The sequence below is a fragment of the Pseudogulbenkiania ferrooxidans 2002 genome (assembly GCF_000174355.1).
Taxonomy (GTDB): domain Bacteria; phylum Pseudomonadota; class Gammaproteobacteria; order Burkholderiales; family Chromobacteriaceae; genus Pseudogulbenkiania; species Pseudogulbenkiania ferrooxidans.
Window position 1 is genome coordinate 25,208 of sequence record NZ_ACIS01000005.1, and the last position, 22,846, is coordinate 48,053.

At 61.3% G+C, this 22,846-nt stretch carries 25 protein-coding genes; 12 read left to right on the forward strand and 13 right to left on the reverse strand.

The window, feature by feature from the left end:
- The first annotated feature begins 1 nt into the window (after window position 1).
- Genes FURADRAFT_RS20705 through FURADRAFT_RS09410 form a run of 4 tightly spaced genes read left to right on the forward strand, consistent with a single transcriptional unit; the run spans window position 2 to window position 2,672 of the window.
- Window positions 2-157, forward strand: coding sequence for a hypothetical protein (locus tag FURADRAFT_RS20705; protein WP_158453617.1), 156 nt, complete (start codon window positions 2-4; stop codon window positions 155-157).
- Window positions 154-897, forward strand: coding sequence for a metal ABC transporter ATP-binding protein (locus tag FURADRAFT_RS09400; RefSeq protein ID WP_008953903.1), 744 nt, complete (start codon window positions 154-156; stop codon window positions 895-897). Before FURADRAFT_RS20705 ends, FURADRAFT_RS09400 begins: the two co-directional genes overlap by 4 nt.
- Window positions 897-1,772 carry a metal ABC transporter permease gene (locus FURADRAFT_RS09405; protein WP_008953904.1) on the forward strand — a complete coding sequence of 292 codons (876 nt, stop codon included), beginning with the start codon at window positions 897-899 and terminating at the stop codon, window positions 1,770-1,772. Before FURADRAFT_RS09400 ends, FURADRAFT_RS09405 begins: the two co-directional genes overlap by 1 nt.
- Window positions 1,773-1,781: 9 nt before the next feature.
- Window positions 1,782-2,672 (forward strand): metal ABC transporter substrate-binding protein, encoded by an 891-nt coding sequence (locus FURADRAFT_RS09410; protein ID WP_008953905.1) that lies wholly within the window; start codon window positions 1,782-1,784, stop codon window positions 2,670-2,672.
- Here FURADRAFT_RS09410 and FURADRAFT_RS09415 read toward each other — a convergent pair whose 3' ends face one another.
- Window positions 2,673-3,353 (reverse strand): sulfite exporter TauE/SafE family protein, encoded by a 681-nt coding sequence (locus FURADRAFT_RS09415; protein ID WP_008953906.1) that lies wholly within the window; start codon window positions 3,351-3,353, stop codon window positions 2,673-2,675. It lies immediately after the preceding gene.
- Between the two features lie 283 nt (window positions 3,354-3,636).
- Here FURADRAFT_RS09415 and FURADRAFT_RS09420 point away from each other — a divergent pair, with 283 nt between their 5' ends.
- Window positions 3,637-4,416, forward strand: a complete 780-nt coding sequence (locus FURADRAFT_RS09420) for an enoyl-CoA hydratase (RefSeq protein ID WP_008953907.1) — start codon at window positions 3,637-3,639, stop codon at window positions 4,414-4,416.
- Window positions 4,417-4,481: 65 nt separating this feature from the next.
- On the opposite strand, the gene FURADRAFT_RS09425 is transcribed toward FURADRAFT_RS09420, so the two are convergent.
- Genes FURADRAFT_RS09425 through FURADRAFT_RS09455 form a run of 7 tightly spaced genes read right to left on the reverse strand, consistent with a single transcriptional unit; the run spans window position 4,482 to window position 8,634 of the window.
- On the reverse strand, window positions 4,482-5,258 hold the full coding sequence (locus FURADRAFT_RS09425) for a peptidylprolyl isomerase (protein WP_008953908.1): 777 nt from the start codon (window positions 5,256-5,258) through the stop codon (window positions 4,482-4,484).
- A 29-nt stretch (window positions 5,259-5,287) separates the two neighbouring features.
- Window positions 5,288-6,082 carry a peptidylprolyl isomerase gene (locus FURADRAFT_RS09430; protein ID WP_008953909.1) on the reverse strand — a complete coding sequence of 265 codons (795 nt, stop codon included), beginning with the start codon at window positions 6,080-6,082 and terminating at the stop codon, window positions 5,288-5,290.
- 22 nt (window positions 6,083-6,104) lie between these two features.
- Window positions 6,105-6,374 (reverse strand): BolA family protein, encoded by a 270-nt coding sequence (locus FURADRAFT_RS09435; RefSeq protein WP_008953910.1) that lies wholly within the window; start codon window positions 6,372-6,374, stop codon window positions 6,105-6,107.
- Window positions 6,371-6,673 carry a YciI family protein gene (locus FURADRAFT_RS09440; protein ID WP_008953911.1) on the reverse strand — a complete coding sequence of 101 codons (303 nt, stop codon included), beginning with the start codon at window positions 6,671-6,673 and terminating at the stop codon, window positions 6,371-6,373. The genes FURADRAFT_RS09435 and FURADRAFT_RS09440 overlap by 4 nt, the downstream gene beginning before the upstream one ends.
- Window positions 6,673-7,206, reverse strand: coding sequence for a septation protein A (locus FURADRAFT_RS09445; RefSeq protein WP_008953912.1), 534 nt, complete (start codon window positions 7,204-7,206; stop codon window positions 6,673-6,675). The genes FURADRAFT_RS09440 and FURADRAFT_RS09445 overlap by 1 nt, the downstream gene beginning before the upstream one ends.
- A gap of 55 nt (window positions 7,207-7,261) precedes the next feature.
- Window positions 7,262-8,203 (reverse strand): SPFH domain-containing protein, encoded by a 942-nt coding sequence (locus FURADRAFT_RS09450; RefSeq protein WP_008953913.1) that lies wholly within the window; start codon window positions 8,201-8,203, stop codon window positions 7,262-7,264.
- Window positions 8,203-8,634 carry an NfeD family protein gene (locus FURADRAFT_RS09455; RefSeq protein ID WP_008953914.1) on the reverse strand — a complete coding sequence of 144 codons (432 nt, stop codon included), beginning with the start codon at window positions 8,632-8,634 and terminating at the stop codon, window positions 8,203-8,205. The genes FURADRAFT_RS09450 and FURADRAFT_RS09455 overlap by 1 nt, the downstream gene beginning before the upstream one ends.
- A gap of 260 nt (window positions 8,635-8,894) precedes the next feature.
- On the opposite strand from FURADRAFT_RS09455, the gene FURADRAFT_RS09460 reads away from it, so the two are divergent.
- Window positions 8,895-9,515 carry an IMPACT family protein gene (locus tag FURADRAFT_RS09460; protein ID WP_008953915.1) on the forward strand — a complete coding sequence of 207 codons (621 nt, stop codon included), beginning with the start codon at window positions 8,895-8,897 and terminating at the stop codon, window positions 9,513-9,515.
- A gap of 32 nt (window positions 9,516-9,547) precedes the next feature.
- Here FURADRAFT_RS09460 and FURADRAFT_RS09465 read toward each other — a convergent pair whose 3' ends face one another.
- A complete protein-coding gene (locus FURADRAFT_RS09465) occupies window positions 9,548-10,207 on the reverse strand; it encodes an HAD family hydrolase (RefSeq protein WP_008953916.1) in 660 nt (219 codons plus the stop codon).
- A 104-nt stretch (window positions 10,208-10,311) separates the two neighbouring features.
- Here FURADRAFT_RS09465 and FURADRAFT_RS09470 point away from each other — a divergent pair, with 104 nt between their 5' ends.
- Both FURADRAFT_RS09470 and FURADRAFT_RS09475 read left to right on the forward strand, forming a co-directional pair.
- Window positions 10,312-10,965, forward strand: a complete 654-nt coding sequence (locus FURADRAFT_RS09470) for a ParA family protein (protein WP_008953917.1) — start codon at window positions 10,312-10,314, stop codon at window positions 10,963-10,965.
- 334 nt (window positions 10,966-11,299) lie between these two features.
- Window positions 11,300-12,901, forward strand: a complete 1,602-nt coding sequence (locus tag FURADRAFT_RS09475; RefSeq protein WP_008953918.1) for a methyl-accepting chemotaxis protein — start codon at window positions 11,300-11,302, stop codon at window positions 12,899-12,901.
- A 131-nt stretch (window positions 12,902-13,032) separates the two neighbouring features.
- Here FURADRAFT_RS09475 and FURADRAFT_RS09480 read toward each other — a convergent pair whose 3' ends face one another.
- From FURADRAFT_RS09480 to lptF, 4 genes are read right to left on the reverse strand one after another with little or no spacing between them, the layout of a single operon-like run.
- Window positions 13,033-13,485 (reverse strand): MaoC family dehydratase, encoded by a 453-nt coding sequence (locus FURADRAFT_RS09480; protein WP_008953919.1) that lies wholly within the window; start codon window positions 13,483-13,485, stop codon window positions 13,033-13,035.
- Between the two features lie 14 nt (window positions 13,486-13,499).
- Complete coding sequence (locus FURADRAFT_RS09485; protein WP_008953920.1) at window positions 13,500-16,070, reverse strand: [protein-PII] uridylyltransferase; 2,571 nt, start codon at window positions 16,068-16,070, stop codon at window positions 13,500-13,502.
- Between the two features lies 1 nt (window position 16,071).
- Window positions 16,072-17,148, reverse strand: a complete 1,077-nt coding sequence (lptG, locus tag FURADRAFT_RS09490) for an LPS export ABC transporter permease LptG (RefSeq protein WP_008953921.1) — start codon at window positions 17,146-17,148, stop codon at window positions 16,072-16,074.
- 3 nt (window positions 17,149-17,151) lie between these two features.
- Window positions 17,152-18,252 (reverse strand): LPS export ABC transporter permease LptF, encoded by a 1,101-nt coding sequence (gene lptF, locus FURADRAFT_RS09495; RefSeq protein WP_008953922.1) that lies wholly within the window; start codon window positions 18,250-18,252, stop codon window positions 17,152-17,154.
- A gap of 191 nt (window positions 18,253-18,443) precedes the next feature.
- Between lptF and FURADRAFT_RS09500 the strand changes: the two genes are divergently transcribed.
- Genes FURADRAFT_RS09500 through FURADRAFT_RS09515 form a run of 4 tightly spaced genes read left to right on the forward strand, consistent with a single transcriptional unit; the run spans window position 18,444 to window position 22,794 of the window.
- A complete protein-coding gene (locus FURADRAFT_RS09500) occupies window positions 18,444-20,006 on the forward strand; it encodes a leucyl aminopeptidase (protein ID WP_008953923.1) in 1,563 nt (520 codons plus the stop codon).
- Window positions 19,993-20,415 carry a DNA polymerase III subunit chi gene (locus FURADRAFT_RS09505; protein WP_008953924.1) on the forward strand — a complete coding sequence of 141 codons (423 nt, stop codon included), beginning with the start codon at window positions 19,993-19,995 and terminating at the stop codon, window positions 20,413-20,415. The genes FURADRAFT_RS09500 and FURADRAFT_RS09505 overlap by 14 nt, the downstream gene beginning before the upstream one ends.
- Before the next feature lie 49 nt (window positions 20,416-20,464).
- The gene (locus FURADRAFT_RS09510; protein WP_236261566.1) at window positions 20,465-22,234 is read left to right on the forward strand and encodes a hypothetical protein; all 1,770 of its coding nucleotides are present in this window, start codon (window positions 20,465-20,467) and stop codon (window positions 22,232-22,234) included.
- The gene (locus FURADRAFT_RS09515) at window positions 22,234-22,794 is read left to right on the forward strand and encodes a cob(I)yrinic acid a,c-diamide adenosyltransferase (protein ID WP_008953926.1); all 561 of its coding nucleotides are present in this window, start codon (window positions 22,234-22,236) and stop codon (window positions 22,792-22,794) included. Before FURADRAFT_RS09510 ends, FURADRAFT_RS09515 begins: the two co-directional genes overlap by 1 nt.
- The last annotated feature ends 52 nt before the right edge of the window (window positions 22,795-22,846 follow it).

A 22,846-nucleotide genomic window follows, 5' to 3' on the forward strand; every position in this document is an offset into this window, starting at 1 on the left:
CATGAACAATGATCATCATCACCATCATCAGGAACCCACTCCGCAGCTTGGCGTCAGCCTGATGGGAATGTCGGTGGCCGAGCGGCTGGGCGGCGTGCTGGTCCTGCTGGCCCTGTTGTGGAGTATCGTCGGCTGGGCAATGGGGGGCGGAGAATGAGTGTTCGCGTCGAGAACCTGACGGTCTCCTACCTGCGTCACCCGGCGGTGCATCACGTCAGCGGATCGTTTGCCGAAGCCGAGGCGACCGCCATCTTCGGGCCCAACGGCGCCGGCAAGAGCACGCTGCTCAAGACCATGATCGGGGCACTGAAGCCGGACTCCGGTCATGTCAACCTGGGGCCGTTTCAGCGCAAGGACATTGCCTATCTGCCGCAACAGTCGGAGATAGACCGTACCCTGCCGGTTTCGGTCCACGACCTGGTGGCCACGGGGCTGTGGCACCAGACCGGGGTGTTCGGCAAGGTTGGCCGAAAGCAGCGGGCAAAGATCCAGGAGGCGCTCCAGGCAGTGGGGCTGGTCGACTTCGCCGAGCGTCCGATCTCGGCCTTGTCGACAGGGCAGTTCCAGCGCGTCTTGTTTGCCCGCATCCTGCTGCAGGATGCGCCGCTGATCCTGCTGGACGAGCCGTTCAACGCCGTCGATGCCAAGACTACTTATGATCTGCTCGAGCTGGTGCGCCGCTGGCGCGATGAAGGACGCACGGTGATCGCGGTGCTGCACGATTATGAACAGGTACGGGCCTACTTCCCGTACACGTTGCTGCTGGCGCGCGAAGTCGTGGCCTGGGGCAAGACCGAACTGGTGCTGACCGACCTCAACCTGCGTCGGGCGGCGGAAACGGCAGCGCACTGGCACGAACGTGCTCCGGTTTGCCGTGTGGACGAGGAGGCGGTGTAATGACGCACTTGTACGACCTGCTCATCTCGCCCTTCGTCGAATTCGCCTTCATGCGCCGTGCCTTGGCGGGCTGCCTGGCGCTGGCGCTGGGTAGCGGCCCGGTCGGCCTGTTCTTGGTGATGCGCCGCATGAGTCTGATGGGCGATGCGATGAGCCATGCCGTGCTACCCGGGGCGGCGGTCGGTTTCATGGTGGCCGGATTGAGCTTGCCGGCGATGAGCCTGGGTGGCTTTGTCGCCGGGGTGCTGGTGGCGTTGCTGGCCGGCCTCGCCACCCGTTTCACCACCGTCAAGGAAGACGCCAGCTTCGCTGCCTTCTACCTGCTGTCGCTGGCCGTAGGGGTGTTGCTGGTGTCGCGCAACGGCAGCAACGTCGACCTGATCCACATCCTGTTCGGCTCGGTGCTGGCGGTGGACGATGCCGCCTTGCTGCTGGTGTCCGGCGTGGCGTCGTTCAGCCTGGTGGTGCTGGCGATCATCTATCGCCCGCTGGTGCTGGAGAGCCTCGACCCCGTGTTCCTGCGCGCGGTCGGCGGCAAAGGCGGTATCTGGCATCTGGCATTCCTGATGCTGGTCGTGCTGAATCTGGTGGCCGGCTTCCAGGCGCTGGGCACGCTGATGGCGGTGGGTTTGATGATGCTGCCTGCCATCACGGCCCGGCTGTGGGTGCCGAGCATCGGCCGCATGCTGGCCTTCTCGGTCGGGTTGGCGTTTGTCTGCGGCATCGGCGGGCTGCTGCTGTCCTATCATTTTGAACTTCCATCCGGGCCGGCGATCATCCTGCTGGCCGGGCTGTTCTATCTGCTGTCCCTGTTCGTGGCGCCGCTGGGTGGGGCCTTGCCCCGCTATATCCGTGCCCGCCATTTCGAGTCGTAAGGTAAAGAAATGAAGAAAACCTTGTTGGGTGTTGCCCTCTTGAGCCTGCCTTTGTGGGCATGGGCCAAGCTGCCGGTTGTAGCCAGTTTCAGTATCGTGGCGGACATGACCCGTGAAATCGGTGGCGACCGCGTCGAAGTGGTGTCGCTGGTCGGGCCTAACCAGGATGCCCACGTGTTCCAGCCGGCGCCGGCGGACGTGAAACGCCTAGCCGCGGCCAAGGTGTTCGTCGTCAACGGCCTGGGCTTCGAGGGGTGGATGGGGCGTCTTACCCGTTCCGCTGGGTTCAAGGGAACGCTGATCGAAGCCAGCAAGGGTATCCAGCCGTTGATGGTGGAGGAGCATGGGGTGGAAGAGCACGGCCACCAGCGTGGTGGTGTCGACCCGCACGCCTGGCAAGACCCCGAGCGGGTGCGGACTTACATCAAGAACATTGCGGAAGGGTTGAGCAAGGCGGATCCAGAGGGACAAGCCGTCTACCGGCAGCGTGCGGCCGACTACGGGCGCAGGGTGAGCGAGATGGATCAATGGGCGGCCAAGGCCTTTGCCGCCGTGCCGGCCGTGCAGCGCAAGGTACTGACCTCGCACGACGCTTTTGCTTACCTGGGTAAGCGCTATGGCATCCAGCTGCTGTCACCGCAGGGGGTGAGCACCGATACCGAGGCGTCAGCCAAGGCTGTGGCGATGCTGGTACGACAGGTAAAAAAGGAAAAGGTCAAGGCCATCTTCTTTGAGAACATGAGCGACAAGCGCCTGCTCGAGCAACTGGCAAGGGAGGCCAATGTGAAGGCTGGCGCGGCACTGTACGCCGATGCCCTGTCGGCGCCCAACGGCCCGGCCAATAGCTACCTGGCGCTGTTCCGTTACAACGTGGATACCATTCTCAAATCGTTCCGTTGATCAAAAGTGGGGGTGTTGCGGCAGCAGATGGCTGAGTAATTGATACACACCCATTCCCACCACGGCCAGTCCGGCAATCAGCCGCACTGGCCGTTTTTGCAGCCAGCGTTTCAAGGTGTTGGCGAACAAACCCATGGCGAGCAGATTGGGCAGCGTTCCCAGAGCAAACGCCAGCATGACCAGCGCGCCACGAGCGGCCGACCCCGAGGCCAGGGCGGTGAGGCTGGCACTATAGACCAATCCGCACGGCAACCATCCCCACAGCGCGCCTGCCAGCAGCGCCTGACCTGGATGGCGTATCGGCAGCAGGGGAGCCAACAGCGGCTGCAAGCGCCGCCACACGGGCTTCCCGATTGTTTCGATGCGGGTGATGGCGGGCGATAACCCTGCCAGGTATAACCCCATGCCGATGATCATCACGTTGGCCAGCAGGTAGAGGCCAATCTGCAGCGGGCGTACTTGCAGCAAGGAGAGCCCTGCCTGCGCCAGACCGCCGAGTAAGGCGCCAATCAGTACGTAGCTGGCCATGCGCCCGATATTGTAGGAGAGCAGGATGAAACCGCGTCGTTGCTCTGGCAGATTCAGGGACAGCGCCGTGACTATGCCGCCACACATGCCGATACAGTGCCCACCGCCGAGGAGCCCGGCCAGGAACAAAACAAGAAAACTGGTTTCAATCATCGACGGCACCGTCACGGAAAGCCTGATTTTACCAAAGAGGCAGTGGCTCTACCTGCATGTCGCTTTTCTTGCCTTTGGAATAATTGAAAAGGCACCGATTTTATTTTGGCATTCACCAAGCAAAGAGCTAAAAATCAATAAGTAAGAAACAGTTGTTGTACTGGTAAATATCTGTGTCAACAATGGCTGGGCGCACCCTGCGCTGCCCTGAGAGGCTGCTGTGAGGTGCCTGCCGCCATGAACGTTCACAACCATAACAAACGAGAGCGTAGTGAGGAGCATCATGGCGAATAGTGTGACTGTCGAGAAACTCGGGCAATCGGCCATTCTGACCATCAACAACCCTCCGGCCAACCTGTGGACGTTGGCGAGTCTGCGTGAATTGGGGGCGGTGATGGAGGAAATCGAACAAGACGATTTGATCCGTTCCGTGGTGCTAACTGGAGAAGGCGATGCCTTCTTCTCGGCCGGTGCCGACCTTAATCAGTTTGCCGGCGGAGACCGGCAGTTGGCTGCCGAGGTCATCGATGCCTTTGCGCTGGCATTCGGTGCGATCCGCGGTTTCCATGGAGTAACTGTGGCCGCGATCAATGGCTATGCCTTGGGGGGAGGGCTGGAGTGCGCCTTGGCTTGCGATTACATGGTGGCAGAAGTCGGCGCGCAGCTTGGTCTCCCGGAGACCAAGGTAGGGCTGCTGCCTTGCGCTGGTGGCACCAAGGCGTTGACTGACAAGGTCGGTGTGTCCTGGGCGAAGCGGATCATTCTTGGCGGTGAGATTCTCACGGCGGCCAAGGCCTTGTCCATTGGCCTGGTAGAAGAGGTGGTTGACCCCGGCCTGTCCAAGATTGTTGCCGTCAGTCTGGCGAATAAAGTCGCGCGCCAGGCTCCGCGAGCCATCCAGGAGGTACGCAAGCTGATCGTGGGCAGTGCATACCATGACATGGAGGAACATCTGGCTTTGGAGAAGCAAGCCATGCTGCGGCTGGTCGGGGGGGAAGAGCAGCTGGAGGGGGTAGCCGCCTTCATGGGCAAGCGAACCCCGAAGTGGTGCGACGACGAGTGAGTGCGGGTGCGGCAATGAAAAACGGGGCGGTTATCCGCCCCGTTTTTTGATGACTAGCATTCCGATTACTGGATACTGGCCTTGGCCTTCAGATCACTGATGAACTTCTCGATGCGGCCGGACATGATGCGCTGTTCTAGCTGCGGGCGGATCTGTTCCACCGGCGGAGCCGCTTCGGTGCGCACGTCGTCAAGCTTGATCACGTGCCAGCCGAATTCGGTCTTGACCGGTTCCGAGGTGACCTGGCCCTTGGCCAGCTTGGTCATGGCTTCGGAGAACGGAGCTACAAAGTTGCTGGCTTCGCTCCAGCCGAGATCACCGCCGTTGTTCTTGCTGCCCGGATCGATCGACTTTTCCTTGGCCAGCTGGTCGAACGCCTTGCCTTTGCGCAGCGCGTCGATCACGGCCTTGGCTTCCGCTTCGGTCGGAACCAGGATGTGGCGAGCATGGTAGCTCTTCTTCTCCGGGAACTGCGACTTGATCTTGTCGTATTCGGCGCGCAGCTGTGCATCGCTCACCGGGTTGCTGCGCTGGAAGTCCTTGATCAGACGGCTGGCCAGTGCCATGGTCTGCATGTTCTCCAGCTCGGCGCGGTATTCGGGCGACTTGTCGAGACCTTTCTTCACCGCTGCCTGACGCAGGATTTCGGCGGTGATCAGTTGGTCACGCGCCGCGGCCTGCAGGTCCGGCGACGACTGCTGGCCTTGGGCTTCCATCATGCGGACGACAGCGTCGATACGGGACTGGGAAATGGCGGTCCCGTTGACGACCGGAGGCGCCGCCAAGACGGCGGTCGACAGCACGGCGGCGGTCAGGGTGCTAAGCAGCAGAGTTTTGCGCATGTTAGATAGTATCCTTTGTCGTTCTTGATTTACTGGATTTTGGCCTTGGAGCGAAGTTCACCGACGGCCTTGGCTACGTCTTCTTGCTGAATCTGGCGAGCGATCTGGGCTTTCACTTCGTTCAGCGGCGGCAACTTGGCGTCGCGGATGTCTTCAATCTTGAATACGTGCCAGCCCAGCCCGGATTTGAACGGCTGGCTGCTGCTCTGGCCCTTGCCCAGACCTTTCAGCGCTTCAGCCAGCTTGGGTTCCATCTGGCTCAGGTTGCCCCAGCCCATATCGCCGCCAGATTGTTTGGCGGCCGGGTCTTTGGAAAGCGTCTTGGCCAGGTCTTCGAATTTCTTGCCCTTCTTCAGGTCGGCGATCACCTTAGAGGCTTCCGCCTCGCTGGCCACCATGATCTGGCGGGCGTGCACTTCCTTGCTGCCGGCCTGCTGGGAGGCGAGCTGGTCATAGCGGGCCTTGATCTTGGCGTCGGTAACCGGGCTCTGTTTCACGATCTCGGCAAACAGCGCATCGCGCAGCATCTCTTCTCGAACGTTCTGCAGGCGCTCGACGAAATCCGGCTGTTTTTCCAGGCCACGGCGCGTGGCTTCCTGCAGGATCAGCTGCTTGTTGATCAGGTTTTCCTTGATCTGCTCGCGCAGTGCCGGGCTGTCCTGGACTTTGCCATTGCTATTCTTACTCAGCATGGTGACGGCTTCGTCGACGTCTTTTTTGTCGATGGCGACACCGTTGACGGTGGCAACGGCTTGCGCAGCAGCGAGGCCGGGGATGCCGATGGCGGCAACGAACAGCAGAGCGGCGAGACGGGAATGTCGCATGAGGGAATCCTTATTGGTGATATCAGATTTCGTTCGGGGCGAAAGCCTTGATGGCCAGGGCATGGATGCCGGTTTTCATGAGATCGCCCAGCGCCTCGTATACCATTTGGTGGCGCTTGACACGACTCAGACCCGCGAAGCAGGGGCTGACAATGGTCAGGTTATAGTGTCCACCACCCGATCGGGCGCCGGCGTGGCCGGCATGGGCGGCGCTATCGTCCTCGATGTCGAGGTGTTCGGGTTGCAGGCTGGACGACAGGCGTTCTTGCATCCGTTGCAGGATGTCGCTCATGCCGGGAAAACCTTGCGGAACGGTTTGATCTCGACCTGCACGTAAACGCCGGCAGCGACGTAGGGGTCGGCATCGGCCCAGTCGCGCGCCTCGTCGAGTGAAGCGAATTCGGCCACGATCAGGCTGCCGCTGAATCCGGCTGGACCCGGATCAGGCGAGTCAATGACCGGAAACGGCCCGGCGACGAGCAAGCGGCCCTGCTCTTGCAAAGCCTGCAAGCGCGCCAGGTGAGCCGGGCGGGCGGCCAGACGGTTTTCCAGAGAGCCTGGCTGGTCCTGGCCGATAATGGCGTACAGCATTACTTTTTTTCCTCTAGATACTTGGAGAGAAACAGGCTTTGGGCGATGACGAAGGCGAACATCAGGCCCAGTCCACCAAACAGCTTGAAATTGACCCAGATGTCTTCACTGAAGCGGTAGGCAACGAACAGGTTAAGCGCACCCATCAGGGCAAAGAACGCCACCCATGCGTAATTGAGCTTGCGCCATACGGCAGCGGGGAGTTCCATTTGCTGTCCAACCAAGGCTCTGATGCCGTTCTTGCCGGCAAGTTCCCCGATCAGCAGCCCAGCGCCCATGATCCAGTACAGTACGGTCGGCTTCCACATGATGAAATGCTTGTCATGCAGCAGCAAGGTGGCACCGCCCAGCACCACGATCAGCCCGAGGCTGACCCATTGCATGGTTTCGACCTTGCGGTGGCGCAGCCAAGCACTGGCCACTTGCAATGTGGTGGCGGCAATGGCGACAGCGGTGGCGATAAACATGTCTCTGCTGAACCAGTAGGCACCGAAGAACAGCAGGACGGGAAAGAGGTCGGACAGGAATTTCATGCAAACGATTATGGGGGCAGGCCGGCCGCAATACAAGCTGCGGCCGTAGGCTGTCTTAACGTTGAACCTGCTTGACGATGCTCATGGCGCTGGCAACCAGGCCGCCGATATCGGCGACGTTGCCGGGCAGGATCAGGGTATTGTTCTCTTTGGCGAGCTTGCCGAACGCGTCGACATATTGTTCGGCCACCCTGAGATTTACCGCTTCGATGCCGCCCTCGGTCTTGATCGCCCCGGCCACGCGCTGGATGGCTTCGGCCGTGGCGGTGGCAACCAGGCGCAGGGCTTCCGCTTCGCCAAGGGCCTTGTTGATGGCAGCCTGCTTTGCCCCTTCCGACTGGTTGATGGTGGCCTGCATTTCGCCCTGCGACTGCTGGATGGCCGCTTCGCGCGTGCCGGAGGCGATGTTGATCTGTTCCATCTTGCGGCCTTCCGACGAGGCGATCAGGGCGCGCTTTTCCCTCTCGGCCGTGATCTGTGCCTGCATGGCGTGCAGGATGTCCTGCGGAGGCACCAGGTCCTTGATCTCATAGCGCAGCACCTTGACCCCCCAGGAGAAGGCGGCTTCGTCAAGTGCCGCCACGACCGCGCGATTGATCTCGTCACGCTCCTCGAAAGTCTTGTCGAGTTCCATCTTGCCGATAACCGAACGCAGCGTGGTCTGGGCCAGTTGGGTGATGGCCAGTATGTAGTCGCTGGAGCCATAGGAGGCGCGCTGCGGGTCGGTGACCTGGAAGTACAGGATACCGTCGACCTTGAGCTGGGTGTTGTCGCGCGTGATACAAATCTGGCTGGGAACGTCGAGCGGAATCTCCTTGAGGATGTGCTTGTAGGCGACGCGATCGACGAAAGGTACGACGATGCTGAGTCCGGGCTGCAGCGTGCCGTGGTAGCGTCCGAGCCGCTCGATCACGTAGGCATGCTGTTGCGGTACGACTTTGATCGACTTGAGGACGAAGATCACTACGGCCAGAAAGAGGATGAGCGCCAGTTCCATTAGTGTTGTCCTGGTGGTGTTGAGGAAATCTTGAGCCGGCCGCCATCGCTGCCGGTGATGTAACCGGTCTGGCCGCGAGAGAGGGTGGGGTCGAGCAGTTCGGCATCCCATTCGGTGCCACGGTAATGAACGCGGGCTTGACCATTGCCGCCAATGCTGACGATGCGTACGGGTTGGCCGAAGTCAGGTTCGCGGCGAGGCTGGCGCGGGTTGGCGTGGCGCTGTTTCCAGCGGGTGACGAGCCACAGTCCGATCACGCCGGTCAGGCTGGCAGCGGTCAGCTCGGCGGCGGTTCCAAAGCCGCTTAGTGCCGCCAGCCCACCCCCGGCCAGGGCTAGCGCTACCACCAAAAGGTAGAAGGTGCCGGTGACGAACTCGGCGATTAGGGCAACCACGGCGCAGGCGAACCATAGGGTAGGGGTGATCGGCATTGTTACCTTTCCGGCCATGATGAATGGGTTATTGTCCGTCCCGGCTGGGTTGGTGACAAGCATGAGAGACGTGTTGGCCTGGCCGGGCTCATCGGCAATTGCTTTGCTTCATCTCAGTCTAGGTGGGGCTTCGGGTAAGATGGGGGCTTTGCGTGTGCTAACAAAACTCGGGTAGCAGGGTGTGCTGCCGCGCGCCCGCGAATCGATCCAGGTAGGCACAGTGTGATTTATTCATGGCTTCAGTTTGAGGGAAGGCAGCAATGTTGCAACTGGCGGCACCGGTAACGGCCGAGATCGAGATCAAGAAAAGCCGCTTTATCGCCGTACTCTATCCGGTGACCAGCCGGGCCGAGGCCATGGACCGCTTGGCCGAGGTGCGTCAGCGCTGGAAGGATGCCCGGCATTACTGCTCGGTCCTGCTGACGGAAGGGGATTCGGGACTCGACGACGATGGTGAGCCTTCCGGCACGGCGGCCAAGCCGATGTATGCGGTGCTGACGCACAAGGACGTGGGCAACGTGCTGGCGGTAGTGGTGCGCTATTTCGGGGGGATCAAACTGGGAGCAGGCGGCTTGGTGCGAGCCTATGCCCAGGCAGTGAGTACCGCGTTGCAGCAGGCCCAGCTACTGCCGACCGTCAAGCTGGCTCGCTACAGGGTCAGTACCGGCTTTGCCGAGGAGTCGCGATTGCGGCGCTTTTGTTCGGATCATGGGGTGGTCGTACTGGAGGCCGCTTACGGCGATCGGGTGCAGCTGACTCTGGAAGCGCCGGCGGAGCAGGGCGGGCAGTTGCTGGCCCAGCTGACCGATTATCTGTACGGGGCGTTGACGGTTCTTGAAGACCAGGCCAAGGCGCCAACTGACGGAAAGGCCCGGGGATAGGTTAGCCGAGGTGTTCGGCCAACCTGTCGATGTCACAGTGACTTGAGGAGGTTCAGGGCGTCGTGCAGGGTGTCGCACGTGGCGAGGGCCTTGGCGTTGTCTTCCGGGCTCGGCTTGATCAGGTCTGGCACCAGGATGACACGCATGCCTGCGGTGTGTCCCGCCAGGAGCCCGTACGGAGAGTCCTCAAGCACAATGCAGCGCTCAGGTGCGATGTCGAGCCTGGCGGCGGCGGCCAGGTAAACATCGGGGGCCGGTTTGGTATGCGGGACCTCGTCACCGGCAACGCTGATGTCGAAATAACGCGCCAAACCGGTGCGTTGCAGTTTGAGGTCGCACATCAGCCGCTGTGTCGACGTCGCCACGGCGCGCGGAATGTCCTGTTCGCTCAGCCAATCCAGCACCGCCTCGATACCACTCTTGAGGGGAATATCATCCTCGGCGAGCTGGCGCCGGTAGTGATGACGGCAGGCTTCGCTCAAGGCTTGGCCGAGGGTGCGGTCGCCGTAGTGCTCGATGACCCGTTCCAGGCTCCGGCTGACCGACAGGCCGACCATGCTGTGAATCAGTTCCTCGGGGATCTGGATGTCGAGCGATTCGCCCGCCAGGCGCCAGCTCGAAGCACTCACCGATTCGGTATCTATCATCAAGCCGTCCATATCGAACAAGACGGCGTCAAAGCTGCGTATCATGGTTGTTTCCCTGTATCCAGCGGCAAGCTGAACAGAATTTCCTAAAACAGGCAAGGTCGATGGCTTTGGTAGAGTCATCGCGCCGTGATGCAATGGAGACGAGCATGGTGCTTTCGGTGCTGGTTGCCAACCCCAAGGGTGGGAGTGGCAAATCGACCCTGGCGACAAATCTGGCCGGATATTTTGCCAACAGCGGTGACAAGGTCATGCTCGGCGATGTCGATCGGCAGCAGTCTTCCCTTCGCTGGCTGGCACAACGCCCGCCGGCACTGCCGAGCATTCACGGCTGGCAGGTCGAGCCCGGCGAGCCGGCAAAGCCGCCGAAGGGCACCAGCGTCGTGGTGCTGGATAGTCCTGCCGGGCTGCATGGCAAGCGACTCAACAGCCTGATCTCCCGAGTCGACCGTATCCTGATCCCGATTCAGCCTTCCCCGTTCGACATGTGGGCGAGTGAGGAATTCTTCCATCGGCTGTTGGAAGAAAAGGCGATCAGGAAAAACAAGGTATTCATGGCCGTGGTCGGCATGCGTGTCGACCCGCGCACCCGCTCGGCGCGTGAACTGGAGTCTTTTCTGCTGCAACACGACGTGGCAGTGCTGAGCTGGCTGCGGGATACCCAGTTGTATGTGCAGGCCGCGGCGCAAGGCCTGACCTTGTTCGATCTGCCTGCCAGCAAGGTGGCCAGGGATCGTGCCGCGTGGCAGACCATTGTCGAGTGGTTGCGTCCCCCGGCCGGGGAGGGCTGGTGCGATAAGTAGAATAGAGCGGGGATGCGAGCCCTGCCGTGGTGGCCGGGATACGCGATTTGCCCGCAGAACCCCGCTTTCCACGCTTTTTGCCTCTCCTTGGCCAGATTCAACGACGTGACCTGAACCCGGTTAGCGCTAGCGACCACCATGGGTGGTTTCCCGGTCAACCGCCTGCCCCATTCTTCCGCCGATCCCCACCATGGACCACCCGGTCGTCTCGCGCCGGTTTTGATCGGCTTGATGTCGCTCAAGGCAAAGTGAGCGACGATTGCTTTGCTTTGTTCCCGGCAATTATTTATTATAAATAATAATTATAAAATATCGTTATTTCTGAGATCGTTTCGTGAAAATCAACCTGCCGGTTACCGATCAGGAACATCTGGTCGACCCATTCAACCCTATCGTCAGCAAGACTGATGCCAAGGGCAGCATCACCTATGTGAACCGTGCCTTTGTCGATATCAGTGGCTTCAGCGAAGCGGAATTGGTCGGCCGCAATCACAACATCGTGCGCCATCCGGATATGCCGCCCGAGGCCTTTGCCGACCTGTGGGAGACTATCAAGACGGGGCGGCCGTGGCGGGGTTTGGTCAAGAATCGCTGCAAGAATGGAGATTTTTACTGGGTGGAGGCGTATGTCACGCCGATTACCGAGCATGGCAAGATTACCGGTTACATGTCGGTGCGATCGGCGCCTCGGCGCGAGGAAATTGCGGCGGCCACGGCGTTGTACCAGGCTGTCCGCAACAAGCAGGCGGTGGTGCCGTCCACCCTCAAGGCCTTGCGGCGTTGCATCGACGTGCTGCGCTGGGCCCCTTTGCTGGCGGGGAGCGGGGTCGTGTTGTTGTTGGCCGGCAGTCTAGTGCCGCCAGGAGCGGGCGGGGCAGCGCTTGCCACGGCCGGCGCTGTGCTGGCGGTGAGTGGCGGGGCTTGGGGATGGTGGCGAGTCAACAAGGTGTTGGGCCTGTTGCGGCAGGGATTCGGTGAACTCGCGGAGGGGCGGCTCGGCCGCAACCTCCAGGTCCGTGATGGCGGGCTGCTGGGCGAGGTGATCGGCGGTCTGGAGTCGTTGCGCATCCATTATCGCGCCGTGGTGGCGGATGTGATCGGTGCGGGTTCGCGGACCTCCGGCCAGGCTGACCAGTTGCGCGACGAGATGCATTCGCTGGCGGCGCGCTCGGTGCAGCAGGGCGAAGGCCTGATGCAGATCAGTCGCAATATGGAAACCATGAGCGCGGCGATCAAAGATGCGGCGGAACTGGCGGAGCAGAATCTGAACGGCGCCGAATCGACGAAATCGGTTGCCGAAGCCGGCAAGGACACGATGCAGGCGGCAACGCGGGCTGCCGAGCGCACGGTGTCGGTGGTTGGAACCTCACGCGCAGCGATCTCCGAAATGGATCACTCGATGCAGCGTATCCGCACCATGACCGACATGATCCACGAGATCGCCGAGCAGACCAACCTGCTGGCACTCAACGCAGCTATCGAGGCGGCGCGCGCCGGCGAAGCGGGACGCGGCTTTTCTGTGGTGGCGGATGAAGTGCGCAAACTTGCGGAACGGACCAGTTCGGCAACCGGTTCGATTACCGAAGTGGTCCAGCAAATCGGTGAGATCACGCGCCAGGCCGTCTCCAGCATGGATGCGACTGTCGAAGAGGTGGAAGAGGTCAGCGGGCATATCCGCCAATCTTCGGCCAACCTCGAGAGCCTGATGCAGGTGGCCGAGCAGGCGCGGCGTCAAGCCAACGATCTCGCCATGGGCATGGAGGAGAACTCGCAGTCGGTGCACGAGGTGGCGGCCTCGCTGGAGCAGCTCAACGCCATCGCCGAGCAGAATCTGCATACCACGCGTGCCATCGAGCAGAGCTCGAACCATCTGGCCGAAACGGCCGGCGACCTCTCCAAGCTGACAGCCGATTTCCACAAGTGGAATACCCGCTGAAGACCTGCTCAGTGGGGCAGCCGTGCTGGTGCCCAGAGTCTGCTTTTTTCTGTTCGGGGTATGCCGCTGCTGTTGTGGCACGCCCTGCTTAACCCTCAAACGATCATGTCGGGCGGGCCGGCTCTATCGGCTCAGTCCGCTTCACCGCGCGCCTGGACCCAGATGCGGTTTTCCAGCTGCATGGCGATTTCCTGCCGCTGATTGGTGGTGGTCCAGCGTACGGTGACGATGCCGAAGCCGGGCTGGCTGTTGGAGCGGCGATTTTCCAGCACCTCGACACACACGGTGAGAGTGTCCCCGGCGCGGGTGGGGCGTGGCCAGCGCATCGAAATGATATCCATGCCGACCAACCCGTTCGCCACCGTGCCCAGATCGGACAGGGCGACCAGACGCATGCTGAGGCTGCTGGTGTGCCAGCCGCTGGCGGCAAGGCCATCGAACACGCTGTTCTTGGCCGCTTCGTGGTCGGTATGGAAAAACTGCGGGTCGAACTGGTGCGCGAAGGCTAGCAACTCTTCCTCGGTGAGGGTATGGCTACTGGTCTCGAAGCGTCGGCCGGGGGTCAGGTCTTCCAGGAACAGCATGCTTTTCTCCTTCGTTACAGGCGCAGCGTTTCGAGCAGTTCTCCCTCCAGCGCCAGCACGCTCTTGCCGTCTTTCAACGCCGAGCCGGTGACCAGGAAGGAGTCCTCGACGCGGCTGCCCAGCGTCATGATCTTGGCCGAGTGGACGTTGAGCCGGTAGCCGGTCAGCACCTTGGCGATCCGCGCCAGAAGGCCGGGCCGGTCGCCCGCAACGATCGTCAGCACGAAGAAGTTGTCGCGGTCGTCGGGGCGGATCATGACCTGGGGGCTGACCGGGAAGTGCTTGAGATGGCGGCTGATACGGCCCGCGGGAGGCAGAGCGATCGGTGCCGCTTTTTTCAGGCAGTCCGCCAGTTCGAATTCGATGAAGTTGATCATATCCCGGTAGTCGCCATCATGGTGCTCCGGGATAAAGACGTGGAACGTGTCGAGCGCGTAGCCGTGCCGCGTGGTATGAATCTTGGCGTCGGCAATGCTGTAATTGCTGCGACCGAAGAAGGCGCAGATGCGGGCGAACAGCTCCGGCTGGTCCGGGGTATAGACCAGAACCTGGATGCCTTCGCGGTCGTCCGACAGTCGCGTCTTGACCATCGGTTCGGTGACGTGGGTGAAACGGTTCAGCACCCGGGTGTGCCAGGCGATCTCGCGTGCTTCGTGGCGCAGGAAATAGACCGTGTCCAGCTCATCCCAGAAACGCTGAATGGCGTCGTCGGGTACTGCGAACAGGCGTAATTGGGTGAGGGCCTCCTGCTTGCGGTCATTCAGCTCGGAGGCCACGTCCAGTGCGCCGCCGCTCATCAGCACCTTGAGGGTGGCGTGATAGAGGTCTTCCAGCAGCTTGGCTTTCCAGGCGTTCCACACCTTGGGACTGGTGCCGCGAATGTCGGCCACGGTGAGCATGTACAGTGCCGCGAGGCGGCGCGGGGTTTGCACCATGTCGGCAAAGCGCAGCACGGTATCCGGGTCGTAGATGTCCTGCTTTTGGGCGACGCTCGACATCGTCAGGTGTTCGCCGACCAGCCACACCACCAGCTCGGTATCTTCGGCCGACAGGCCGTGGCTTTCGCAGAACTGGCGCGCGTCGTCCTTACCGAGCACCGAGTGGTCGCCGCCCCGGCCCTTGGCGATGTCGTGGAACAGCCCGGCCGCGTACAGCGCTTCCGGCCGGACAAAATCGTTCATCAGCCTAGAGAGCAGTGGGTATTCGTGGCTGAAAGCACTGATGGCGAAGCGGCGCAGGTTGCGCACCACCATCAAAATGTGTTCGTCCACAGTGTAAACGTGGAACAGATCGTGTTGCATCTGACCGACGATGCGGCCGAAGTTGGCCAGGTACTTGCCCAGTACGCCGTACAGATTCATGCGTCGCAGCGTTCGGGTCAGACCGGGTTCGCGCAGAATCTGCATGAATAGCGCCCGATTGGTCGGGTCGCGGCGGAATTTCTCGTTGATGCGGCTGCGCGCGTGCCATAGGGCGCGCAGCATGCGCGGCGCAAAGCCGGTCAATTCCGGGTTTCTCTGCAGGATCAGGAAGGCTTCCAGAATCGCCGACGGCTCTTTCTCAAACACGTCCGGGCGACGAATCCCCAGCATGCCGTTGACGCTATAGAAGCGGGCGTTGAGATTCTGCGTGACGCGCGGCACCTGCGAATAAATCCGTGCCCGCAGGTTGGGGAGCAGAATGCCGTTCAGCTGGCCGACCGTCTTGGCGGCACGGTAATACAACTGCATTACCTGTTCACTGGCGCGCTTGGCCGGGGTGTCCTTGAGCCCCCAAGCCAGGCCCATTTGCTGTTGCAGGTCGAAGATCAGACGATCTTCGCGCCGGCGCGCCAGCAGGTGCAGGTCGATGCGCAGTTTCTGCAGCTGGCTCTCGCTATGCTTGATCAGGCGGGCTTCGGCCAAGGTCAGGATGCCGCGCCGCACCAGCGCATCCCAGTTGTCGCCCAGATCGATGGCCTTGCTGATCCACAGGATGGTTTGCAGGTCTCGCAAGCCGCCCAGGCTTTCCTTGACGTTCGGCTCGAGGTTGTTGGTGACACCGAAGTAGCGGTTATGACGCTGCTGCTGTTCGAGAATCTTGCCTTCGAAAAAGGCCAATGGGTCGCGCTGCTGGGCGAGCGCGGTACAGACTTCCTGGTGTAGCTGGGCGTCTCCGGCAAGGAAACGATTTTCCAGCAGCGTGGTCTCGATCGTAATGTCGTTGGCGGCTTCTTCCAGGCACTCCGCGAGGGTGCGCACGCTGTGGCCGACCTCCAGTCCGCTATCCCACATCAGGCCGATCAGGCGGGTGATCGCATCGTTCAGCTCGGTTTCGGTGGCCGATGGCAGCAGGAACAGCAGGTCGATGTCGGAGTGCGGGAACAATTGCCCGCGCCCGTAGCCGCCGACCGCGACCAGCGCCGCCTGCTGGCCGAGCTCCAGTGCTCCCCACATGTCCTGCAGGATGCCATCGACGACCTGGCTGTATTGCTTGAGGAAGCGCTCCGGATCACGCTTCTTCAAGTAGGCCTCAGCCAGCCGCTGACGACCGTCGTTGAGTGTCCGGCGCCAGGCCTTGCAGCGTTCGAGCATCGGATCGGTCATGTCAGCGCCTTTCTTGTCGCACGGTGATGGTAATGCCCGCCAGCAGGAACAACAGGGTGGGGAGCGTGGCCGCAAACATGGCATTCCAGTCGTAGAGCAGGCCCAGGTGCGCAAACAGCCGGTTGACGAAGTGGAAGGCGACCCCCAGGCAGATGCCGACGAACAGCCTTATCCCCAGTTGGGCATGACGGCGTTGGCGCGGCGTGAAGGCGAGAGCCACCAGGGCCATGGAGATGCAGGCCAGCGGATAGAAAAATTTGCTCCACAAGGCAATTTCGTAGCGTTGGGTTTTCTGCTCATTGCTGCGCAAGTGTTCGATGTAGGTCGTCAGGTCCATGGCCGACATCTGCTCGGGGACTACCAGCAGCACGTCGAGGATCGACGGTTCGATCACCGAATGCCAATCCAGGGTGTTGAGTTGGCGTGTTGTTGTCGCCTTGTCGCCCAGCGTGGTTTCCTTGACCTTTTCGAGTCGCCACACGTGCTGTGGCCGCTGATAGGTGCCGCGCTCGGCAAAGCGGGTTTGCACTAAGCGGTAGTCCTTGTCGTAGGTGTAGATACGAACCCCGAGCAGGGTGTTGTCCGGCAGCATTTCGCCCACGTTGATGAAATTCTGGTCATCCTTGACCCAGATGCCCGAGTGGAACTCCTGGGTGACCATCGACTTGGTCGCCGATAGTTTCATGCGCTCCGCCTGCTTTTCAGAGAACGGGGCGCCGAATTCGCCCAGCAGGCCGGTGATCACGGCAAAGCCGATGCCGAAACGCAACAGCACGCCCGCGACCTGGGCGAGGGTGACGCCACTGGTGCGGATGATGGTGTATTCGCTGCTGGTGGCGAGCTGGGTCATGGCGACCATGCCGCCGATCAGAACCACGAGGGGCATCAGTTCGTAGGCGTGACCCGGCATCAGGAGCGCAATGTAGAGCAGCATCTGCGGCACGCCGTAGCTGCCGTGTCCCAAGTCGGGGACTTCTTTGATGATGTCGAAGAAAGCGTACAGTGCGAGCAGGGCTGCTAGCGCATACAGCGTGGCCACGGTCAGCTGGGTGGTGATGTAGCGGTAAATCAGTTTCATGGATCAGGATTTCCGGATGAGCTGGCCCAGGAAGCGACCCGGTGAACTGGCCGGGCGGTTGCGGTACGCCAGCATGCCGAGTGCTACCAGCAACATCAGCATATGGGGAGCCAGCATCGCATAGGCGCTCAGGCGATCTTGCAGCACCCAGTTACGGCATAGGGTTAGGGCATTTTGGTAAACGAAGTAAGCCAGCAGGGCCAGCAGAAGGTTGTAGGTGTGGCCGCTGCGCGGATTGAAATAAGACAAGGGAATGGCGAGTAGCGCCAGGACGACCGTGCTGATGGGCATGGACACCCGCCAGCCGAGTTCGGCCTTGTCGCCGGCCTTGTCGCTCAGGGCCAGCGCGGCGGAGGTCATGGTCTGGCGCGAGTTGCCTGAGGGAATAAACTGGGGTTGGTCATTGATGACCACGCTGTAGCGGGCAAATTCGGCAACTTCATAGTCCGCCTCTCCCGGATTGCCGACATAGCGCCGGCCGTTTTCCAGCAGCAGAAGCCGCTCGCCCTGCTCGTTGGTCACGATTCGGCCGGATTTGGCGAAAATACTGGCCACCTTACCCTTGCTCATGTCCTGCATGAAGATGTTGGCAGCCGAGCCGTTCTTTCCGGAGAAATTCTCGACGAAATAGACGCGACGGGAGGAGTGGGATTCCTTGAAAATGCCGGGGGATATGGCCGAAACATCCTCGTGCTGTTTGAGGATTTCGGCGTATTCGTGGCTGCGCTGCTCAGCCCAGGGTCCGATCAGTAGCGATGAGATGCCGACCAGAATGGCCAAGGGGACGGCAAAACGCAGCACCGGCTTGACCCAGTCCTTGAGCGACACACCCGAGGCCAGCCAGACGGCCATTTCATGATCCCGCCAGAGTCGGGTCAACACCACCAGGACGCTGATGAATACGGTGAGAATCAACAGCAGGGGAAACAAGCCGAGTGTCCAGAAACCGATCAGGGCCGCTACCGCCTCATTGGCGATGCGCCCCTCGGCGGCACGGCCGAGCAGATTGATGGTCTGGGTAGTGACCAGAATGGCCAACAGGACCACGAACACGCTGACCGCAGTAAAAGTCAATTCACGGGTCAGGCTTTTTTGAAAAACCATTGAGCAGGGCCTTTTTGACTTTTTATGTTAAGCGTAGAGATAATTTGAATGAATTTTCAGAGGTGCCTGTTTGGCAAATTCTGGAGTGGGAGACTATCTGTTTGCGGTCAATGCCTCTATTCTTGGGCGTAACCGGCTGACACACGGTTGGAACAGGCATAATTGACGCACATAATCCATGAGAGTTCACGATGGAATTTAACATAAAAAGCGGTAGCCCGGAAAAACAGCGCGTCGCCTGCGTTATCGTCGGCGTGTTCGAGTCGCGCAAGCTGACCTTCGCTGCGGACCTGCTCGATCGCATTTCCAACGGTTTCATCAGCGATGTGATCCGCCGCGGAGACATGGAGGGGAAGTTGGGCTCCACCCTCATCCTGCATGCGGTGCCGCACACACTGTGCGACCGGGTGATGCTGGTCGGCTTGGGCAAGGAGCGTGATTTCCGCGCCAAGGAGTATCGCGAGGCGATCCGCAGCTCGGTTCGGGCCCTGACGCAGACGTCGGCCAATGAGGCTGTGAGCTATCTGACCGAACTGGCGGTCAAGAAGCATGATGCGGAGTGGATGATCGAGCAGGCGACCGTGGTAACGCTCGACACCCTGTATCGTTTCGACCGCTTCAAGACCAAGTCCGAAGACGGTCCGCGCGAGCCGCGCAAGCTCACCCTCGCGGTGCCGCGTCGCAGCGACCTGGCCGACGGCGAAAAAGGCCTGCAGCGCGGCCTGGCCATCGGCAACGGGATGAATTTCGCCAAGGACCTGGGCAACCTGCCGGGTAACGTATGCACGCCGGATTATCTCGCCCGGCAGGCGGAGGACATGGCCCGCCAGTTCTCGGTCAAGGCCGATATCTACGCTCCCGACGCCATCGAGGCGCTAGGCCTGACCTCCTTCCTGTCGGTGGCCAAGGGCAGCGAAGAAGAGGCTCGTCTGATCGTACTGTCCTACCAGGGCGGCAAGACGGACGATAAGCCGATTGTGCTGGTCGGCAAGGGCATTACATTCGATTCCGGCGGCATTTCGCTCAAGCAAAGCGAAGGCATGGACGAGATGAAGTACGACATGTGCGGCGCGGCGACCGTGCTGGGCGCATTCCGCTCCGCTGTCGAAATGCAGCTGCCGCTGAACCTGATCGCCATCGTTCCCACCTGCGAAAACATGCCGTCGGGCAAGGCCAACAAACCGGGTGACATCGTGACGACCATGTCCGGTCAGACCGTCGAAATTCTCAATACCGACGCCGAAGGCCGACTGATCCTGTGCGATGCCCTGACTTTTGCCGAACGCTTCAATCCGGCACTGGTCATCGACGTCGCCACGCTGACCGGCGCCTGCATCATCGCCTTGGGCAACGTCGCCAGTGGCCTCTACAGCAACCAGGATTCCCTGGCGCGCGAATTGCTGGCGGCGGGCGAAGAAGTCGGCGATCGTGCCTGGCACTTGCCGCTGTGGGACGAGTATCAGGAGGCGATCAAGAGCCCGTTCGCCGACATGGTCAATACCGGTGGGCGCCCGGCCGGCAGCATTACCGCGGCATGTTTCCTGTCTCGTTTTGCCAAGTCCTTCGATTGGGCCCACATGGATATTGCCGGAACCGCATGGAAGAGCGGCAAGGACAAGGGGGCTACCGGCCGTCCCGTGCCGCTGTTGGTTCAGTTCCTGCAGGACCGAGCCGATATCGCCGTCGGTAACGTGGTGCGTCGCGGCCGGCCACGGCGTGAATCTCACGATTTGGTTGACGATGCCGCGGATTGACTTTTACACCAACGTCGCCGACCCCCAGGCTTTTGCTTGCCGGCTTGCCCAAACGGTATTCCGCAAGGGCGAGCGTTTGCTGGTGTGGTTGGCCGACGAAGGGCAATTGGCCGGCTTCAGTGCCCGCTTGTGGAGCATCGCGGATATCCAGTTCGTGCCGCATTGTGAGCTGGAGGCTGGCGAAGCTCCGGAAACGCCGATCTGGCTCACGACGCGCTTGCCAGCCGAGTTGGAGCACCCGGTTCTGTTGAATCTGGGACCGGAGTTGCCAGCACATCCCGAGCACTTTGCCCGTATTCTGGAAATTGTCGGTTGCGACGAGGCGTCGTTGGCGACAGCGCGCGAGCGCTTTCGGTTCTACCGCGCGGCAGCCTACGAGATCGAACATCACGATATGAGTCACCTCTGAGATGAATCCCTCGCAAAACGCATCGCTTCCCGCTGGTCTGGAACTCCCGGTGTTGACCGACGTAGTCGAAGAAGCTGCGCCGCCCGTCCTGGCGGAAGAGCCTCCCTTCGAGCTGCCAGACTTCGACTTCTCCGGCGAACTGGATGCGATGGCGACGGCCATGCCGGATGCCGCCGCCATCGAGCTGGAGATTCCTGAGTTACCCCTCGACGATGTGCTGGATGTGGGGCCGATGCCCGCGAGTAACGAGCCGGTAGTGGATTTTTCGAACCTGCCGTCGCTGGATCTCGACGTGGCTGCCTTGGACGAGCTGGCGCTGGGCGAGGTCCTGCCCGAGTTGCAGAAGGCTGTGCCGGTGCCGCCGGAGAATGAAGCAGCCCCGGCGGGCGATCTGGGTGCGGGCGTCTTTGATTTTGTGCTGACACCGGCGACGACGTCGGCCGAGCCTGCACCATTACCGGACAGTGCGTTGGATATCCCCGAGCTGACCATGGAATGGTCGGAGCCGGTGGCAGCTCCGGACGTGCAATCCGAGAGCGCTACCGTGGCCTCCGTGCCGGATTCGGTCGGTTTGGCGCGCCCGGTTTCGATTCCGTGGCCGACAGACGACGTCCCGGAAGCCGCTGTCGCCATCGTGCCAACGGCAGATCAAGACCAGGGCAGGGTGCCAGATGGCGTGTCTGGTGACGGGCAAGTTGAACCGGACGTTGCCGCCGCCGAGCCGGTGGTGGATCGGTTCGCGTCCTGGGCTGAAAATGTCGAGGTGGATCCGACCCCTCTCATGGATGTGGCTACCGAGCCGGTTTTGGCTCAGCAGCGTATCGATATCGACAGCTTGCCGTCTGGCGTGCTGGGTGGTGGGGTCGGTCCCGAGCCGTCTTCTTCGTGGGCTGTGACGTACGCTCCGTCCGGGGAGGGAGACGAATTGGCCAGCGTTCCGGCCTTGCCGGAGCTGGATGTCTCGTTCGTGGAAACCACCGAGGTGCACAACCTCCCGGCAGAAGAGCCTCCCTCGCCGTCGGCCGGCGTTGCCGAGTCGCCTACGGAAGTTGATGGCAATGCGTGGCTCGAGCAATTCGTCAACGGCGAATTGACCGAGCTTTCGGCGGCGGCAAACGAGACCGAGGAAGTTCAGCCTTCGGTTCACGAGGAAGTCGCGCTGGATCTACCGCATGGGATTGGTTTGGCGGAAGCGGCGGCCGGGCTGGACAGTGTGGCTGTTGATCTGCCTGTGTTGGAAGAGGAAGAACCACCAATCCTTGCGTCGGAGCTTGACGAACTGCTGCCGGGAGCGAGCGGTTCGTCTGAGCTGGGGACCTCCGCCATGTCGCCCGACCGGGCCACCATGTTGGATCACGTTGTTCCTGTCGATGGGGACTTGAAGGATGGTGCTGCCGGCGTCACGACGGTTGAGGTTGAAGCCTCCTTCATGCCTGAGAGCAGCGTGGCAGCCGTGTCGTCACCCGTGCCGCAGCCGGGTCCCGAGGCGATGCCTGACGCGGTGGCGCCGTTGCTGGAGCGGCCCGAACCGGTTGTCGGTGCGGATACAGTGGTGGAGAAGAGCCCTGAACCCTCCTGCGCCGTGGTAGATGAGCAGGCCTTGATCGATTCACTGACGCAGAAGATTCTGCCGCGGATGAAAGTCGAGCTGTCGCTGTGGTTGCAGGATGCACTGGAAATGCAGGCGCGGCAGATGCTGGCCGGCGTCATGCACCAGTTGAAAGAGGACTACGAGATGCTGTTCAACGAAACGCTGCGTGAGAGCCTGCGTCAGGCCATCAGCGAAATTGGCCGAGACGAACGGGACGGTAAGTCGTGATGGGGCATCGGCTGTCACGTATCGTCACCCGCACCGGTGACGATGGAACGACCGGTCTGGGTGACGGTAGCCGGGTTGACAAGGATGCCACTCGCATCTCCGCCATGGGCGATGTCGACGAGTTGAACAGTGTGATCGGCGTACTGTTGGCCGAAGCGCTGCCGTCTGAGGTGGCGCTCTGGCTAAGCGAGGTGCAGCACGTGCTGTTCGACCTCGGTTCGGAATTGGCCGTACCCGGCTACAAGGCGCTGCAGCCGGCCCAGGTACTGGCGCTGGAGGGCAAGGTGACAGAGATGAACGCCGAGTTGTCGATGCTCAAGGAGTTCATCCTTCCTGGCGGTTCGCGTTCTGCCGCGCTGGCTCACCAGGCCCGTTCAGTCTGCCGTCGCGCGGAACGGACAGTGGTGGCGCTGGCTCGTGAGGAGGAGGTCTCGAAAACGGCCCGGCAGTATCTCAATCGCTTGTCTGACGCCCTGTTCGTGCTGGCGCGGCATCTCAACCGTGTGGAGGGCCGCCCTGACGTGTTGTGGCAGCCTCGCCGGCATGAGAGCGATCGCTGATTGTCGATATACAGTGGAACGGCCGCAAGGCCGTTTTTGTTTTGTGAAGGGT

What these genes read in the sequence shown, in the direction of transcription:
- lptF (WP_008953922.1), bottom strand. Translation starts at nt 18,252, where the DNA reads ATGGTTTTTCAAAAAAGCCTGACCCGTGAATTGACTTTTACTGCGGTC.
- FURADRAFT_RS09415 (WP_008953906.1), bottom strand. Translation starts at nt 3,353, where the DNA reads ATGATTGAAACCAGTTTTCTTGTTTTGTTCCTGGCCGGGCTCCTCGGC.
- FURADRAFT_RS09410 (WP_008953905.1), top strand. Translation starts at nt 1,782, where the DNA reads ATGAAGAAAACCTTGTTGGGTGTTGCCCTCTTGAGCCTGCCTTTGTGG.
- FURADRAFT_RS09470 (WP_008953917.1), top strand. Translation starts at nt 10,312, where the DNA reads ATGGTGCTTTCGGTGCTGGTTGCCAACCCCAAGGGTGGGAGTGGCAAA.
- FURADRAFT_RS09460 (WP_008953915.1), top strand. Translation starts at nt 8,895, where the DNA reads ATGTTGCAACTGGCGGCACCGGTAACGGCCGAGATCGAGATCAAGAAA.
- FURADRAFT_RS09430 (WP_008953909.1), bottom strand. Translation starts at nt 6,082, where the DNA reads ATGCGACATTCCCGTCTCGCCGCTCTGCTGTTCGTTGCCGCCATCGGC.
- FURADRAFT_RS09445 (WP_008953912.1), bottom strand. Translation starts at nt 7,206, where the DNA reads ATGAAATTCCTGTCCGACCTCTTTCCCGTCCTGCTGTTCTTCGGTGCC.
- FURADRAFT_RS09400 (WP_008953903.1), top strand. Translation starts at nt 154, where the DNA reads ATGAGTGTTCGCGTCGAGAACCTGACGGTCTCCTACCTGCGTCACCCG.
- FURADRAFT_RS09505 (WP_008953924.1), top strand. Translation starts at nt 19,993, where the DNA reads ATGCCGCGGATTGACTTTTACACCAACGTCGCCGACCCCCAGGCTTTT.
- FURADRAFT_RS09435 (WP_008953910.1), bottom strand. Translation starts at nt 6,374, where the DNA reads ATGAGCGACATCCTGCAACGGATGCAAGAACGCCTGTCGTCCAGCCTG.
- FURADRAFT_RS09440 (WP_008953911.1), bottom strand. Translation starts at nt 6,673, where the DNA reads ATGCTGTACGCCATTATCGGCCAGGACCAGCCAGGCTCTCTGGAAAAC.
- FURADRAFT_RS09405 (WP_008953904.1), top strand. Translation starts at nt 897, where the DNA reads ATGACGCACTTGTACGACCTGCTCATCTCGCCCTTCGTCGAATTCGCC.
- lptG (WP_008953921.1), bottom strand. Translation starts at nt 17,148, where the DNA reads ATGAAACTGATTTACCGCTACATCACCACCCAGCTGACCGTGGCCACG.
- FURADRAFT_RS09450 (WP_008953913.1), bottom strand. Translation starts at nt 8,203, where the DNA reads ATGGAACTGGCGCTCATCCTCTTTCTGGCCGTAGTGATCTTCGTCCTC.
- FURADRAFT_RS20705 (WP_158453617.1), top strand. Translation starts at nt 2, where the DNA reads ATGAACAATGATCATCATCACCATCATCAGGAACCCACTCCGCAGCTT.
- FURADRAFT_RS09425 (WP_008953908.1), bottom strand. Translation starts at nt 5,258, where the DNA reads ATGCGCAAAACTCTGCTGCTTAGCACCCTGACCGCCGCCGTGCTGTCG.
- FURADRAFT_RS09465 (WP_008953916.1), bottom strand. Translation starts at nt 10,207, where the DNA reads ATGATACGCAGCTTTGACGCCGTCTTGTTCGATATGGACGGCTTGATG.
- FURADRAFT_RS09485 (WP_008953920.1), bottom strand. Translation starts at nt 16,070, where the DNA reads ATGACCGATCCGATGCTCGAACGCTGCAAGGCCTGGCGCCGGACACTC.
- FURADRAFT_RS09515 (WP_008953926.1), top strand. Translation starts at nt 22,234, where the DNA reads ATGGGGCATCGGCTGTCACGTATCGTCACCCGCACCGGTGACGATGGA.
- FURADRAFT_RS09480 (WP_008953919.1), bottom strand. Translation starts at nt 13,485, where the DNA reads ATGCTGTTCCTGGAAGACCTGACCCCCGGCCGACGCTTCGAGACCAGT.
- FURADRAFT_RS09420 (WP_008953907.1), top strand. Translation starts at nt 3,637, where the DNA reads ATGGCGAATAGTGTGACTGTCGAGAAACTCGGGCAATCGGCCATTCTG.
- FURADRAFT_RS09500 (WP_008953923.1), top strand. Translation starts at nt 18,444, where the DNA reads ATGGAATTTAACATAAAAAGCGGTAGCCCGGAAAAACAGCGCGTCGCC.
- FURADRAFT_RS09455 (WP_008953914.1), bottom strand. Translation starts at nt 8,634, where the DNA reads ATGCCGATCACCCCTACCCTATGGTTCGCCTGCGCCGTGGTTGCCCTA.